This window comes from Nocardia sp. Root136 (genome assembly GCF_001427185.1).
Lineage (GTDB): Bacteria > Actinomycetota > Actinomycetes > Mycobacteriales > Mycobacteriaceae > Nocardia > Nocardia salmonicida.
On the sequence record NZ_LMFE01000013.1, the window covers coordinates 81,049 to 94,836 of the forward strand.

Here is a 13,788-nt window from a genome sequence, read left to right on the forward strand (position 1 = left end):
CCCGCTCTTCGGAGCGGGGCCTTTCGCGTCCCCGATGGTCGAACGCGGCGCCATCAGCAATCGGCGAACCAAGCCTTCACGAACCCCGCCGACTGATAGACGTAGTCCCACGCCCAGCGCACGGGCGACAGCTGTGGCTCCGGATCGACGAACAACAACTCCCCGTCCCAGCATTTTCCGAGGATGTAGCGAGCGCGGGAGACGTGCGGAGTGAAGGTGACCACGATGACGCGGTCCCACTCGGCACCGAGGCGCGCCAGCTCACGGCCTTCACCGAGAGTCGTGCGCGGACTCGGGTCGAAGCAGATCACCTCGAAGCTGTAGCCCCCGTGGCAGATTCGATTCACCATCGGACTGTGGTCATAGGGGTTGGAGACCAGCACGCGTGGCGCGTACCCCTGCGCGGCCAACCGCAGCCCGAGTTGTTCGCGGCCGTCGTGCGCCCCACCGAGGATCACAATCGCATCGGCGACCTGCGGATCGTCCGTGCGCGGCCGCACATACACCGGCCACAGCGCGACCACCGMGATCAACACCACGACCAGCAATCCACCCGTGGCGAACAGGACCCGACGCATAGTCAATGCTCCATCCCCGATGGGGTATTCGTGCGATCCCGCCCGATTATGCCAACCCCCACACACCCGAGCGGCTCGCTGCGAGTGCAGGCCCACGATCCGAACCGTGCACCCACCGACTTCTCGTTTACGCAGGTGAAAGCCCCGCACGCGGATCACCCTCGCCGGCGTTTCCCCCTGTACACCAGATGTTGCGCCCCCTCTTGCCTCACTGACGCGGCATAGCCACGCGCGACGCTTACCAACAGAACTATGCGATGCACAGTCTTCGGAACGGGGTACCTCGGAGCCACGCATGCAGCGTGTATGGCCGAGTTGGGACACGACGTGGTCGGGGTGGATGTCGATCCCGGCAAGGTGGCCAAGCTGGCCGATGGTGTGGTGCCGTTCTACGAACCGGGGCTCGAGGAAGTGCTGCAACGCAACCTCGCTACCGGCCGTCTGCGGTTCACCACGGACTACGAAGATGCCGCAGCCCACGCCGACGTGCACTTTCTCGGTGTCGGAACACCGCAGAAGAAGGGCGAGTACGGCGCCGACCTGAAATACGTGCACGCGGTGGTGGATACGCTCGCCCCGATGCTGGAACGCCCGGCGATGATCGTCGGCAAGTCCACGGTGCCGGTGGGAACCGCCGCTGCCCTCGGCGTTCGGGCCCGCGAGCAGGCGAAGGTCGACGTCGAGGTCGCCTGGAACCCCGAGTTCTTGCGCGAGGGTTTCGCGGTTCAGGACACCCTGCGCCCCGATCGCCTCGTTCTCGGTCTCGACCATGCCCGCGAACGTTCGGCGTGGGTAGAGGAACACATCCGCGAGATCTACGCCGACCTCATCGCCGCCGAGATCCCCTTCCTGCTCACCGACCTGGCCACCGCCGAACTGGTGAAGGTCTCGGCGAATGCCTTTCTGGCGACGAAGATCTCGTTCATCAACGCCGTCTCGGAGGTCTGTGAGGCCACCGGCGCCGACGTCACCATGCTGGCCGATGCCCTCGGCTACGACGCCCGCATCGGCCGCCGATTCCTCAATGCCGGACTCGGTTTCGGTGGCGGCTGCTTACCCAAGGACATCCGCGCCTTCATGGCACGCTCGGGCGAACTCGGCGCCGACCACGCCGTGGCGTTCCTGCGCGAGGTCGACAACATCAATATGCGCCGCCGCACGAAGGTCGTCGACATGGCCGCCCGCGCCTGCGGCGGTTCCCTGCTGGGTGCGAACGTGGCGGTTCTCGGCGCGGCCTTCAAACCCGAATCCGACGATGTGCGCGATTCACCGGCCCTGAATGTGGCCGGGATGATCCAGCTGCACGGCGCCGTGGTCACCGTGTACGACCCCAAGGCCGTGGAGAATTCGCGCCGCGTGTTCCCCACGTTGAACTACGCCACCTCGGTCTCGGAGGCCTGTGATCGCGCCGATGTGGTGCTGGTCCTTACCGAGTGGAACGAATTCACCGCATTGACGCCGGCCGACCTCGACCCGGTGGTACGGTCCCGTTCGATTATCGACGGTCGCAACTGCTTGGACAGCGCAACCTGGCGTGCGGCCGGGTGGGTATACGCCGGACTCGGCACCCCGTAGAGTAACGAGCCAAGCGGGGGCTGGAGCGGATTTCGGTCCGCGTTATCGCAGTCCTCGCATGTCGTGCAGCACGGACGAGATGGGCAGCGGATGAGTTCGGTTCTGGGAATTTCGGTGGGGGCCGGGACGGTGCGCCTCGCGCGTCCGCAGCACGGTGGCCCACACGGTTCCGTTCCGCCGTATTCGTTCGACCTGCAATCGATCCCGATGCCCGAACAGCAGGCCGAGGAGACCGCCGCCGACGCGATCGCCGCCACGCTGGCCGCATCGCCGGAGATCGCCGCCACCACCATCACCTTCCGCAGCGAGCCGCAGGCCAGGGCGGTGCGCGCCGCGATGGCACGGCGCCAGCTCACCAACTATCAGCTCGTGCCCGAAGCCGTTGCCGCCGTGAACTTCGCCCACGCCACCAGCGATATGCGCGAAGTGTCCACCCTGGCCGTCTACGACCTGGGCAGTTCCGGTCTCACGGTGAGCGTGATCAACGCCCGCACCAGCGATGTGCACCAGTGCGAGCGGATCAGCGACATCAGCGGCGACTACCTGGATTCGCTGATCAGGGAGCAACAGATCGCCTCGGGCCGGATCGCGCATCCAGCCGACCCGGCGGGCCTCGCCGCCCTCGACGCGCTGTGCCGGGCCGCCAAGGAGCAGCTGTCCAACAGCAATGCGGTGGCGTTGCCCAGCGAGCAGGGCCTGGTTCTGCTCACGCAGGAGAACTTCGAAGCGCTGATGATGCTGGCGATCGAGTCGTCTGCCCGGATGACCCGCGATGTCATCATCCGCGCGCAGCATCCGGTGCAGGCGGTGATGGTTCTCGGTGGTGGCGCCCGGATTCCGTTGATCGCGCGCGTGCTCGAGCGCACGATCGGCGTACCGGTGATCGTGCCGGCCGAGCCGGAGACCGCGCTCGCCCGCGGCGCCGCGCTGCTCGCCCGCCCCGCCCAGGTCCAGCAGGCGCCCGTCGCGCCGGCGCCGGTTCCGATGGACGAACACGACGACACGACCCCCGCCTGGCTCACCGCGCCCACCCGCGGCCGCCGCCCGCTCAGCGCACTCACCAACCGGGCTCATTCCCGTCGCGAACTGAATGTGGCGGTGCTGACGGTGAGTTCGCTGGTGGTCGTCGCCGCGATCGGCCTCGGCCTCGGCTACGGTCCCGAAGTGCTCGAGCGCGGTTCGTCGAGCGATGGTTCGCAGGCCGTCCCCGCGACCACTCCCCCGCGCCCCAGCGCGGTAAGTCCGTCGGCGGCCCCGGCCGCGACCACCGAGGCCCAACACGAAACCGCCGCGGCCCCACCGAGCAGTCCGCGCCAGGTCGAGCAAACCACCGACGCCCCACCAACTAAGGGCCCCAACACCTTCACCGTGGTCCCAGGCCTGCCCCCGGTGGTACTGCCCACTCTGCCCCCGGTGGCCCTACCCGGCTTCCCACCTGCCGGTCAGTAACCCCTTCTGCTGGACACCGCCCGGCTCGCCGAATCGAATTCCGCGAGCCGGTCCGGCATCCGAACAGGATCAGTTCCGAGCGTGCCTGGCCCGCGCGGGCGCCACCGCGGCCGTCTTAGCACCGAACGGCCGTGCCAGCATCACCGCGATCATCGTCGTCAACGGCACCGACAACGCCAGCGCGATACCGCCCACCGCCGAGCGCGTGATCTCGATGGCCACCGCGTCTCCGGTCAGCACATCGGTGATCGACCGCCCCGCCACGCTGAACAGCAGCAGCAGCGGCAGCGCCCCACCGGCATAGGCGAGCACGAGCGTGTAGACCGTGCTGGCGATGTGATCGCGACCCACCCGCATGGCCGCGGTGAAGATCTCCCGACGCGTCGCGCCTTCGTCGAGCGCGGCGAGTTCGAAGGCCGCCGAAGCCTGCGTGATGGTCACGTCGTTGAGCACACCGAGCGATCCGATGATGAACCCCGCCAGCAGCAGCCCGGTGATGCTCACGTGCTGAATGTAGGTGGCCACGTTGGTGTTCTGTTCCTCGGACAGCCCCGTGAGATGGGTGACCTCGATCGCCACCCACGACAGCACCGCCGCCACCACCATCGACGCGAGCGTCCCGAGCAACGCCGAACTGGTCCGTAGATTCACCCCGTGCGCGAGATAGAGCACCACGTAGAGAATCAGCGCCCCCGACACCAGCGCCACCGGAATCGCCGACTTCCCGTCGAGCAGCGCCGGCAACAGGAACATCACCACCACAGCGAAGGCGAAACACAACCCGACCAGCGCCCGGAATCCCCGCCACCGCGCGACCACACAGATCACCACCACGAACGCGAGCACGATCAAGGTCAACGGCAGCCCGCGCGCGTAGTCCTCGAACCCGTACATGGTGACTCCGGCCGGATCCACGGCCCGCACCACCCGAATGTTGTCGCCCGCCCGCAGATCGGGCTGCCCCGGTCCCGGCGCGATCTCGAACAGCGTCTTCTTGCCCTCGTCGGGCCCCGACCTGATGTCGACGATGCTGCGCTGACACGTATAGGCGGCGACCCGCGGCGGTTCCGGCTTGTCCTCGAACACCTTCCCGATCGACGGGCTCCCGCAGGCCCCGATGTCCTGCATGACAACGGTTCCGGCCTCGGTCTCTACCGCCCCGCCGGACATGGTCTGCATCGGCAACGGAATCTCGACGTGCTGCGCGCTCGGCCACAGGAACACCGTCGCGACCAACACCACCACCCCGATGATCGCCAGCAGCCCGACAACCACCTTCGCCGCGGTGTCACTGATGGCTATCGGCCCGGAATGGTCGTGATGGTGATGATGCTCGCTCACGCCCAGAGCTTAAAGGCTCCGGTTTTCAATAACACCCTCGCAACACCAGATCTCGCAAGAACACGGGTAACTCACCGGCGATGGGCCAACTCGGCCAAAGATCAGACCCACGGCCGCAGACAAAAACCTCCCCGGGCCTAGGTCTGACCTAGGCCCGGGGAGGCGGGTTTGTGCGGCGGCGGAGAGCAGGGGGGTGTCTCCGCCGCCGGAGGCAGGCGCCCAGGGGGGTAGGCGCGCATACCTTAAGGCTCTCGGTTGTCCAGGGGGGGTAGACAACCGGGCCAGGGCGCCGAAGCGCCGAGGTCTACTGTACACAAAAGATGGACTTTTGCACTAGTAGATCTTCATAACATCCAACATTCCGAACTCACAGTCTGTTTTCCCTGCGATACCAGGATGGCCATCCTGGCCCGAGCCCCGAAAACTCACTGGTCAAAGCCCTTACAAGTGAGCGCCGACTGTATCGCTACTGACGGTAGCTGGACAGGAAGTTGCCGAATCGTTCGATCGCCACGGCCAGATCTCGCGCCCACGGCAACGTCACGATCCGCAGATGGTCGTTCGCCGGCCAGTTGAACCCGGTCCCCTGCACCATCAGGATCTTCTCCTGCAACAGCAGGTCCAGCACGAGCTTTCCGTCGTCGTGGATCTCGTGCACATTCGGATCCAACCGGGGGAAGGCGTACAACGCGCCACGCGGCTTCACGCAGGACACACCCGGGATCATGTTGAGCCGCTCCCACGCCACATCGCGCTGCTCGAGCAGCCGCCCGCCGGGCAGGATCAGATCCTCGATGCTCTGATGTCCGCCGAGCGCCACCTGGATGGCGTGTTGCGCGGGCACGTTCGGGCACAGTCGCGAGGACGCGAGCAGATCGATGCCCTCGAGGAAACCGGCCGCGTGCTCCTTGGGCCCGGTGATCGCCAGCCAACCCGAGCGGTAACCGGCCACCCGATACGCCTTCGACAGGCCGTTGAAGGTCAGGCACAGCAGGTCGGGGGCGAGCGAGGCCAGCGAGATGTGCTTGGCGTCGTCGTAGAGGATCTTGTCGTAGATCTCGTCGGCCAGCAGCAGCAGCCGGTGCTTGCGCGCCAGGTCGACGATCTGCTGCAACACCTCCGCCGAGTACACCGCACCCGTCGGATTGTTCGGGTTGATCACCAACAGGGCCTTGGTCTTGTCAGTGATCTTCGATTCGATATCGGCGATATCGGGCTGCCAGCCGTTCTCCTCGTCACACAGGTAGTGCACCGGGGTACCGCCGGCCAGGCTGGTCATGGCCGTCCACAGCGGGTAGTCGGGCGCCGGGATCAGCACCTCGTCGCCGTTGTCGAGCAGGGCCTGCATGGTGACGGTGATCAGCTCGGACACCCCGTTGCCGAGGTAGACGTCGTCCACATCGAGCTCCGGGAAGCCTGGCACCAGCTCGTAGCGGGTCACGATCGCGCGCCGCGCCGACAGGATGCCCTTGGACTCGGAGTACCCCTGGGCATACGGCAGCGCGGCGATGATGTCGCGCATGATCACATCGGGCGCCTCGAACCCGAAGGGGGCCGGGTTGCCGATGTTGAGCTTGAGAATGCGGTGGCCCTCGGCCTCCAGCCGTGCTGCCTGTGCGTGTACCGGCCCACGGATCTCGTAGACCACGTTCTGCAGTTTGGTCGACTGCTCGAGAACGCGCGGGGGCACATGCGGCGATTGAGGACTCACCGGTCCCATGTTGCCATCCTGCGCAACCTCATTTGGTCGCACGGTCGTCTTGTGCCTGGTGACAGCCTTCTACGGTCGCGGGTGGCTGGCAAGCGCGGCGGTCGCTACACAGAATTCCTCGATGCGTTCGTCGAGTCCGCGCGCTTCCACCGCGTCGCGATAAGTCGGGGCGGCGATACGGCGGCGCAGGCCGACAAGGCGCTCGCTCAGCTGGGCGATGCGTTTGTCCTCGGGAAGGTCGAGGACCGGGCGCAGGGCGTCGGCGGCGCCGTCGATGCTGCCGTTGATGAGGTGGGCGGCCGCGTTGTCGACGCGGGCCAGCGATTCGGCCCCGTAGGAACGTTGTAGCGGCGGGCCACTCGAGTAGAGGGTGATGGCGCGTTCGGTGGCGGCCAGTGCCTGTTCGGCGCGGCCGAGCTGGATGCAGGTGGCGCCCGCGTAATAGGCGGCCTTGGGTGGGCCGAAACCGAACACCCCGCCGATCTCGTCGTGCAGCTCGTCGCGGCGATCACCGGCCGCTACTTCCGCCGCGCGCAGGCACCGGTCGGTCTCGGCATCGCTGCCGAGCCGTGCCCACACCCTTGCCTCGATATTGAGCAACCGCACCCGCCCCAGCCCCGGACCGGCGAATTCCTGTCCACTGCGGGCTAATTGGACGGCGTTGCGCGGCCGGTCGGACCAGTTCTCGATCAGCGCGTGCATGCCGCGGGTCCACGCGCGTAACCCGTTGTGCCCGCTCAGTTCCGCGTAAGCCCAAGCGGCCCTGATCTGTTCGCCTGCGGCATCGAGATAGCCCAGGTCGGTACTCGCGTTGGCCAGCAGCCCCGACAACGTACCGGCCAGCAGATATAGGTGGCTGGTGTCGACCGGCTTCTGCTGCCCGTCGAGTAGTCGATATACCCGCCTGCGCACCCGCAGCATCTCCACCATCATCGGCGCCGGTGCGGCATGAACATATTCGTTGGCGATGCGCCGGACATCGGCGTCGAGCTGGGCCAACGTCGTCGCCCCCACGTTCGTGCCCTCCGCGGCGGCCGCGTGTTCGCTGGCCTCGTGCGCAGCCGCCATGATCAACTCCCTCTCCGACAACACCTCGGGGACAGCACCTTTGACAGTTCCCGCATCGACGAACGCGAGCAGGTCGGCATCACCCGCGGGCGCCAGCAGGGTCGAGAATCGCGCGCGCACAACATCATCGGAGCGAGCCAGTGACGTATCGAGCGCTGCCTGGTTCACCGGACGTGGGCGCACCCGCACCCCACCGGCCTCCCATTTCGACACCAGTCGCTCGTGCACACCGAGATGGGCCGCGAACTCCCGGATGCTCATTCGTTTGGCATCGCGAAGAGCTCTGGCCTCTCTCCCTGTCCACTCTCCGACCACGGCGTCACCTCATCCGACGAACAACTCCCTCCAGAGTACGAGCGTGACAGTGAGACACACCACAAGTTCGCGGAATCGGTTGCCAGAGGCAGTGAAAGGGCGGTGCGGGGCAGTGGTCAGGCCCTCCCGTATACGGGATTCTGGAAGCGTGGAAGCCAGAACTGTCGACGACTGGGTGCAGTGTTACCAGCGCGAATTCCGGCTACCCGTCCGCGAGCGCGGTGGCTTTGTGATGCTGCCGATCACCGACCGGCTCTGCGTGGTGCATCTGCCGACCACGCGCGCCGAGAAGGTGCTCACGGCGCTGCGCGAGCAACGCTGTGAGGGTCCGGTGCTGGCACGCCAGATCCGCTGGAGCGTGCTCGCCGCACCCGACGCCAGGCCCTCCGAGGAAGAGGCCGCCGAGCTCGCGGGGCTCGACATCGATATCCCCGGCATCGGCAGCGCCGTGATGCTGCCGACCAATCTGGGTCGCTGGAGCCGCGAGGGTTGCCACTGGGTGCGCGCGCCGTCCGGTGGCGGCGACACCCTGCCCGCCCTGTCGCTGGTGCTACGTATCGCGGTGGCGGCAGGCCCTCAGCGCGTCTCGACCGCGCTCAAGGAATCGGGCGAGAGGGGAAAGTTGAGGTACGACCGCGACGGCGTCGGCCCCCGCTGATTCTGGTACTTCGACCCGGCTTTCGCACTGCCGTACGGGTGCTCGGCCGGACTCGACAGCCGGATCAGGCACAGCTGCCCGATCTTCATCCCCGGCCACAGCGTGATCGGCAGATTCGCCACGTTCGACAGCTCCAGGGTGATGTGCCCACTGAACCCCGGATCGATGAACCCCGCCGTCGAATGCGTGAGCAGCCCGAGCCGCCCCAGACTCGACTTACCCTCCAGCCGCCCCGCCAGATCGTCGGGCAGCGAGCACACCTCGAGCGTCGACCCGAGCACGAACTCCCCCGGATGCAGCACGAACGGCTCCCCCGGCTTCGGCTCCACCAGGCTGGTCAGCTCGTCCTGCTGCTGCGCCGGATCGATATGGGTGTATCGACTGTTGTCGAACACCCGGAACAGCCCGTCGAGGCGCACATCGATACTCGACGGCTGAACCATCGACTCGAGCATCGGTTCGACGCCGAGCCGCCCCGCGGCGATCTCGGCCCTGATGTCACGATCGGAGAGCAGCACCGGCCCAGTGTAGGCAGCTGCACCCCAGGTAGACCCCCCACCCCTGCGGCTCCGCTCAGCGAGCGCCCTCGTCAGCCCACCGGCGACGAAGGCAGACGCATCAACACTTGCCTCGCACGGCGAGAGGTCTGATAGAGTCGCGAACGCGCCCAACAGCGCACTGCCGATGTAGTTCAATGGTAGAACTTCTGCTTCCCAAGCAGATGGCGCGGGTTCGATTCCCGTCATCGGCTCAAAGACAAAACCCCCAGGTCATCCTGGGGGTTTTGTTGTTTCTGTAGGTCTGGCTGAGGTGCTCCCGAGGGGCCGCCGTGCCACACACGTGCCACTTAGGCACTGGAACGTCCGTCGCGGTAGTCCTTGGCCATCTGCGAAAGGTCGCTGGCAATGCGACGTTCGGCGTCGTCGGTTGCCCGCTGGTAGATCAGCGCGGCCCGCATATCGTCGTGGCCCATCCGCGACATCAGATCCTTGGTCGACATCCCCGATTTCGAGGCCCACAGGTTCCCGGCATGCCGCAAGTCATGGATGTGGATGCCGGCGAGCCCGACCGACATGGTGGCCGTCTTCCAGTTCACGTTCTTGGTGAAGTTGGATCGCCGCAACGGATTCCCCCTCAGCCCGGTGAACACGTAGGCGTCGGGCCGGTTGTCGACGAACTTCTCGAGGTGATCCAGGATGTCCGGCCGGATGGCTTCCGGGACCGTCAGGGTTCGAACACCAGCCCTCGACTTGGGGCGAGAAACCACCAGCCCGAGCCCGGCAACCTCCACCATCGCCTTACCGATGCGCACACTCTCCGCGCCGTCGGTGATGTCTGCCCGGGTCAGCGCGGATACCTCACCCCATCGCAGCGACAGGAACGAGGTCAGCAGGATTACCACCCGATACCGCTCCGGGACCGCACGGGCGAGCGCGAACACTTGGGCCACGGACAACACCGGACGTTCTGGGCTGTCCTCCTTGTCGGCGCCCTTCACCCGGACCGGATTACGCGGAATTATCTTGTCCTCATCCACGGCGGTGTTCAATGCCGCTCGGACCAGCCGGTACGCCTTCGCCGTCGTGATCTCCGAGGCACCGGCGTCGAGCCGTTCGGACCGCCATTGCCGAACCATCGGCGTGGTGAGCGTGCCGAGCTGGGTACCACCCATCGCCGTCGACTTCACATGCGCGCGCAACAGCCAGCGATACAGCGACAAGGTCTTGGGGCGAAGCCCGGGCCGCTGGTCAATCCACCGTTCGACGTATTCATAGACGGTGATCTTGCTCCGCTCCGGGTCGATCCAGTCACCTTGGATAATCTGTACCTCGGTCGTGGACAACCACCGCTCGGCCGCCTTCTTGGTCTCGAACGTCCTTGGTGCAGGACGCATTTGACCATCCGGGCCGCGGTAACGCGCCTGCCACCGACCCGAGACCAGCTTGCGGACGCTACCGAATCCACGCTTTCCCATCACGCCACCACCTGGTTGCTCGGGGCCACGTCCACACGACCGGCCTGTGCGAATGCGTCAAGATCCGATCGCATGAACCGCACGTAGCTGCCGACCTTGTAGAACACAACCCGTCGCTCCGCCACGATTCGGCGAATGAACCGAACGCCCGTGCCGAGATATTCGGCGGCCTGATCGACCGTCAGATACTCCGCACCGATGTCAATTGCCATCTGTCTGCCTCCCTAAGCTGCCGCTTGCTGGATTGTTGAAATCTGTTGTGGCACAACCGGACCATGCGAAACAACCTGATCGCCAGGTGGATTCTCCGCCAGTGCAATAAGGGCCGTGTTGTACTCGGCGCGCCATTTCGACCGGGCCGCTACGAGTGCCATCACCAGGTTTTCGCGGGGTGGTGCGTCCGGATCACCAGGCGGGACCGGATACACACGCACGTGTGAGGTGTCGGGTTTGACGATGCCCACGGCCGCGAGCTGTTGCCGAACAAATTCCGCGCGTTCGGCCTTGTGGTCGGGCAGGGTCTTGCCGGTCCACTTCTTCGAGTTCAGGACCCGGCGACCGGGAACGCCGAGGGTGTCGCGCCGGTGGGCTTTGCGCTTGCAGTAACCCGGCTGTGTCTTCTCGGTAGCGCCCTTAGGCACGATGCCGTAGCGCAACCACACCCCGCAGCTCTGGGAGCACGGCGTCACGCACATCTCCGCGTGGAGACGGTCGTAGTGTTCGGCGACGCGACGCGAGTCCGGTTCGAGCAGGTCAGCGACACTCTTGGTGAGGTACTTGGTCAGGTACCTCACCCGGCGTTCCATCTTGTCGGTGCCACCGAGGATCTGAATCGGCTTGGCCTGCACACCGAACCGGATCACGTGAGCCGGTTCGAGGTCGTCTACCTCGTCCATCACCGCGAGAGCGTCATCCCAGGAAGTCAGCGGGTCGCCGGTTTGGGGGTCGACGAAAGTGCCGGCGACGTAATCCCATTCGGGCATCTGTCCGTCGCGGTAGACCGGCTTGTCGAAGTGNACCGAACCGGATCACGTGAGCCGGTTCGAGGTCGTCTACCTCGTCCATCACCGCGAGAGCGTCATCCCAGGAAGTCAGCGGGTCGCCGGTTTGGGGGTCGACGAAAGTGCCGGCGACGTAGTCCCATTCGGGCATCTGCCCGTCGCGGTAGACCGGCTTGTCGAAGTGCGGCCACCAGATCTGGCGGTAGGTCGCCGCGGTGACGGCCTTGAGCATCTTGTTCGACACCGACCCGCGAATAGCGATGTGCGCGTGCGGGGCACCACGCTTCTGCGGTTCGACACTGCCGAAGTACTGCACGTCCCAGCCGACGGCCCGTCGCAGGTTCTGCACCCAGCGATCGACCAATGCGGCGAAGTGGATNCGCTTCTGCGGTTCGACACTGCCGAAGTACTGCACGTCCCAGCCGACGGCCCGTCGCAGGTTCTGCACCCAGCGATCGACCAATGCGGCGAAGTGGATCGCGTCACGGGCAGCGCGGGAGTAGTCGTAGGTTTCGGGGTCTACCGGGGAACCATCTGAGACCAACGCACCCTTGCCGTCTTTGCCTGCCTTGGGGTCCCACACCTGGTTGATTGCGCCGTAGCTGCCGAGGGTGACCGTCAGGAAGGTTGAGGGCTGGTAGCCGTTGTAAACCTCTCCCAGAGTGCGCTTTTCGACCTTCCGACGAGGCAGGTTCGGCACGTCCTGGCGGCGACGAGTGGACTTGGCCTTACGGCGTGGCTTCTCATCCAGCGACGGGAACCGACCTTTGACACCCAGGTCACGCAGTTCGGCGTCGATCTCGGCGACCAATGTGCGGATCGAGTCGGCCAGGCCGGTGTCGTTATCTTCATGGGCTTGACGGAACTGGTCGAACAGGTGCGCGCGGGCAGTGAGCAAGTCTGTTTGTTCCTGGGTGGGCTCGACGGTCTCGTCGACCGGTTCCGCACTCAGGCACCACCCTTCGCGGAGTTGGTTCATCCGCAGGGTGCGGTAGGTCTTGGCGCAGGCCGGGCAGATCGCTTCGAAGCGGCACTTGCACGGGGCGCCGATGTAGGAGATCTTGCCGGTGGAATCGTCGACGGCACGCATGGGAATGACCCGAGCGCACACGCCTTCTTTCTCGGCGGCCGATTCGGCGATGTCCTTGAGCGAGGGCATCGCGCGGCGTTGGGCGGCAGTCGTACGGCCGAGGGAAGCCGCGGGCACGGATTGGGCGGTGTTGGTGGTGGTGTCCATGGGGCGGCCTCCCTCAGCTAGGTGATCGGTGGTGATGTTCATGCGGCCTTGCGCAACGGCAACGTTTTGAAACCGGCCATCGATTCGAAGTCGACGGCGATCGGTTCGGCGAGCGAATCGGAGCGGCGGAAGGTGATTTCGACAAGGCTGGCGCCGACGATGGCGGCTCTTGCGTGGCGGGTACCGAAGGCGTGGGCCAGGTGCTCGACGCGGTTTTCCCAGTCGCTTGGGGAGTGACCGGGCAGCATCTTGGCTCGCACGACGTCAAGGGATTCACCGATCCGGACACCAGCCAATGCAGGGACGATCACCCGGTCGTTGTTGTCGGTCTTGGTGAGCTGGCAAGCGGCCATCACGGTTGCCCAGCGACGGCGGTAGCGGAACCAAGTCATCAACCGGGACCGGATACGACCGGTGAGCCAGCGCTCGAAGGTCTGCGGACTCGACGCTCGCCACAACACCATCCCCGCGACAGCCACACCGGCCACCCCGACCCCGAACGGCCAGCCGAACCACCAACCAGCGGCGAGAGAAAGGCCGGCGGGCACCGAGACCATCGGGAACAGGGCCGCCCACCACACCAGTTGAAAACCGGCGACGACGACGGCGATCATGGCGCGACCGATGGCGTCCATCACGACGTCGGCGAAGTCAGTGGTGGTCGTGTTGGTGATCTTCTGTGTGCGAGTCATGCTGCGTCGTCCCATCCATCCGTGCCGTAGTCGTTCCAGGCAGGGGCGTGGCCGGTCTCGGCGAGCATCGTGACCGCGACTGAGAGGGGGTCGAGGCCGCGGGCTTCGGACCGGCAGCGGCTGCGGGTCTGGAAGTCGATGACGTCGGCGAGACCGTCGTCTGTGCGGGTGGTGTTCTTGGGTGCCAC

The 13,788-nt window shown here is 65.9% G+C and carries 13 protein-coding genes, 1 tRNA gene and 2 pseudogenes; 4 read left to right on the forward strand and 12 right to left on the reverse strand.

The window, feature by feature from the left end; all coding sequences use genetic code 11:
• Positions 1-53: 53 nt before the first annotated feature.
• The gene (locus ASD42_RS31075) at positions 54-578 is read right to left on the reverse strand and encodes a YdcF family protein (protein WP_056823521.1); all 525 of its coding nucleotides are present in this window, start codon (positions 576-578) and stop codon (positions 54-56) included.
• Between the two features lie 252 nt (positions 579-830).
• Between ASD42_RS31075 and ASD42_RS31080 the strand changes: the two genes are divergently transcribed.
• Positions 831-2,153 (forward strand): UDP-glucose dehydrogenase family protein, encoded by a 1,323-nt coding sequence (locus ASD42_RS31080; protein ID WP_056823524.1) that lies wholly within the window; start codon positions 831-833, stop codon positions 2,151-2,153.
• Between the two features lie 90 nt (positions 2,154-2,243).
• Complete coding sequence (locus ASD42_RS31085; protein WP_063893786.1) at positions 2,244-3,602, forward strand: Hsp70 family protein; 1,359 nt, start codon at positions 2,244-2,246, stop codon at positions 3,600-3,602.
• 69 nt (positions 3,603-3,671) lie between these two features.
• Here ASD42_RS31085 and ASD42_RS31090 read toward each other — a convergent pair whose 3' ends face one another.
• The 3 genes from ASD42_RS31090 to ASD42_RS31100 all read right to left on the reverse strand — a co-directional run bounded on the left by ASD42_RS31090 (position 3,672) and on the right by ASD42_RS31100 (position 7,983).
• Positions 3,672-4,943: a YibE/F family protein gene (locus ASD42_RS31090; protein WP_056823526.1), complete on the reverse strand. Its 1,272-nt coding sequence runs from the start codon at positions 4,941-4,943 to the stop codon at positions 3,672-3,674.
• A gap of 466 nt (positions 4,944-5,409) precedes the next feature.
• Positions 5,410-6,663, reverse strand: a complete 1,254-nt coding sequence (locus ASD42_RS31095) for a pyridoxal phosphate-dependent aminotransferase (protein WP_056823529.1) — start codon at positions 6,661-6,663, stop codon at positions 5,410-5,412.
• Positions 6,664-6,723: 60 nt separating this feature from the next.
• Positions 6,724-7,983, reverse strand: a complete 1,260-nt coding sequence (locus tag ASD42_RS31100; protein WP_082844197.1) for a helix-turn-helix domain-containing protein — start codon at positions 7,981-7,983, stop codon at positions 6,724-6,726.
• Positions 7,984-8,185: 202 nt separating this feature from the next.
• Here ASD42_RS31100 and ASD42_RS31105 point away from each other — a divergent pair, with 202 nt between their 5' ends.
• On the forward strand, positions 8,186-8,695 hold the full coding sequence (locus tag ASD42_RS31105) for a hypothetical protein (protein WP_235569900.1): 510 nt from the start codon (positions 8,186-8,188) through the stop codon (positions 8,693-8,695).
• On the opposite strand, the gene dcd is transcribed toward ASD42_RS31105, so the two are convergent.
• A complete protein-coding gene (gene dcd, locus ASD42_RS31110) occupies positions 8,614-9,213 on the reverse strand; it encodes a dCTP deaminase (protein ID WP_056823535.1) in 600 nt (199 codons plus the stop codon). The two genes, ASD42_RS31105 and dcd, sit on opposite strands and share 82 nt — an antisense overlap.
• A 162-nt stretch (positions 9,214-9,375) precedes the next feature.
• Between dcd and ASD42_RS31115 the strand changes: the two genes are divergently transcribed.
• A tRNA-Gly gene (locus ASD42_RS31115) sits at positions 9,376-9,446 on the forward strand.
• Positions 9,447-9,542: 96 nt separating this feature from the next.
• Here ASD42_RS31115 and ASD42_RS31120 read toward each other — a convergent pair.
• From ASD42_RS31120 to ASD42_RS31145, 7 genes and pseudogenes are all read right to left on the reverse strand, one after another.
• Complete coding sequence (locus ASD42_RS31120) at positions 9,543-10,589, reverse strand: tyrosine-type recombinase/integrase (RefSeq protein WP_235569901.1); 1,047 nt, start codon at positions 10,587-10,589, stop codon at positions 9,543-9,545.
• Positions 10,590-10,669: 80 nt separating this feature from the next.
• Positions 10,670-10,882, reverse strand: coding sequence for a helix-turn-helix domain-containing protein (locus tag ASD42_RS31125; RefSeq protein WP_056823540.1), 213 nt, complete (start codon positions 10,880-10,882; stop codon positions 10,670-10,672).
• Positions 10,883-10,894: 12 nt separating this feature from the next.
• Positions 10,895-11,686, reverse strand: a 792-nt coding sequence (locus tag ASD42_RS31130; protein WP_327153910.1) for a replication initiator, incomplete at its 5' end; no start/stop codon positions are given.
• Position 11,687: 1 nt separating this feature from the next.
• Positions 11,688-12,020, reverse strand: a pseudogene (locus ASD42_RS35935) (replication initiator); the annotation flags it as partial.
• 31 nt (positions 12,021-12,051) lie between these two features.
• Positions 12,052-12,950: pseudogene (locus tag ASD42_RS35940) on the reverse strand (replication initiator); the annotation flags it as partial.
• Entirely contained in the window at positions 12,947-13,600 is a 654-nt protein-coding gene (locus ASD42_RS31140) for a hypothetical protein (protein ID WP_056823549.1), read from the reverse strand. The gene ASD42_RS31140 and the pseudogene ASD42_RS35940, both read right to left, overlap by 4 nt.
• A complete protein-coding gene (locus ASD42_RS31145) occupies positions 13,597-13,788 on the reverse strand; it encodes a hypothetical protein (RefSeq protein ID WP_056823552.1) in 192 nt (63 codons plus the stop codon). Before ASD42_RS31145 ends, ASD42_RS31140 begins: the two co-directional genes overlap by 4 nt.

What these genes read in the sequence shown, in the direction of transcription:
- ASD42_RS31080 (WP_056823524.1), top strand. Translation starts at nt 831, where the DNA reads ATGCGATGCACAGTCTTCGGAACGGGGTACCTCGGAGCCACGCATGCA.
- ASD42_RS31085 (WP_063893786.1), top strand. Translation starts at nt 2,244, where the DNA reads ATGAGTTCGGTTCTGGGAATTTCGGTGGGGGCCGGGACGGTGCGCCTC.
- ASD42_RS31095 (WP_056823529.1), bottom strand. Translation starts at nt 6,663, where the DNA reads ATGGGACCGGTGAGTCCTCAATCGCCGCATGTGCCCCCGCGCGTTCTC.
- ASD42_RS31100 (WP_082844197.1), bottom strand. Translation starts at nt 7,983, where the DNA reads ATGAGCATCCGGGAGTTCGCGGCCCATCTCGGTGTGCACGAGCGACTG.
- ASD42_RS31120 (WP_235569901.1), bottom strand. Translation starts at nt 10,589, where the DNA reads ATGCGTCCTGCACCAAGGACGTTCGAGACCAAGAAGGCGGCCGAGCGG.
- ASD42_RS31125 (WP_056823540.1), bottom strand. Translation starts at nt 10,882, where the DNA reads ATGGCAATTGACATCGGTGCGGAGTATCTGACGGTCGATCAGGCCGCC.
- ASD42_RS31140 (WP_056823549.1), bottom strand. Translation starts at nt 13,600, where the DNA reads ATGACTCGCACACAGAAGATCACCAACACGACCACCACTGACTTCGCC.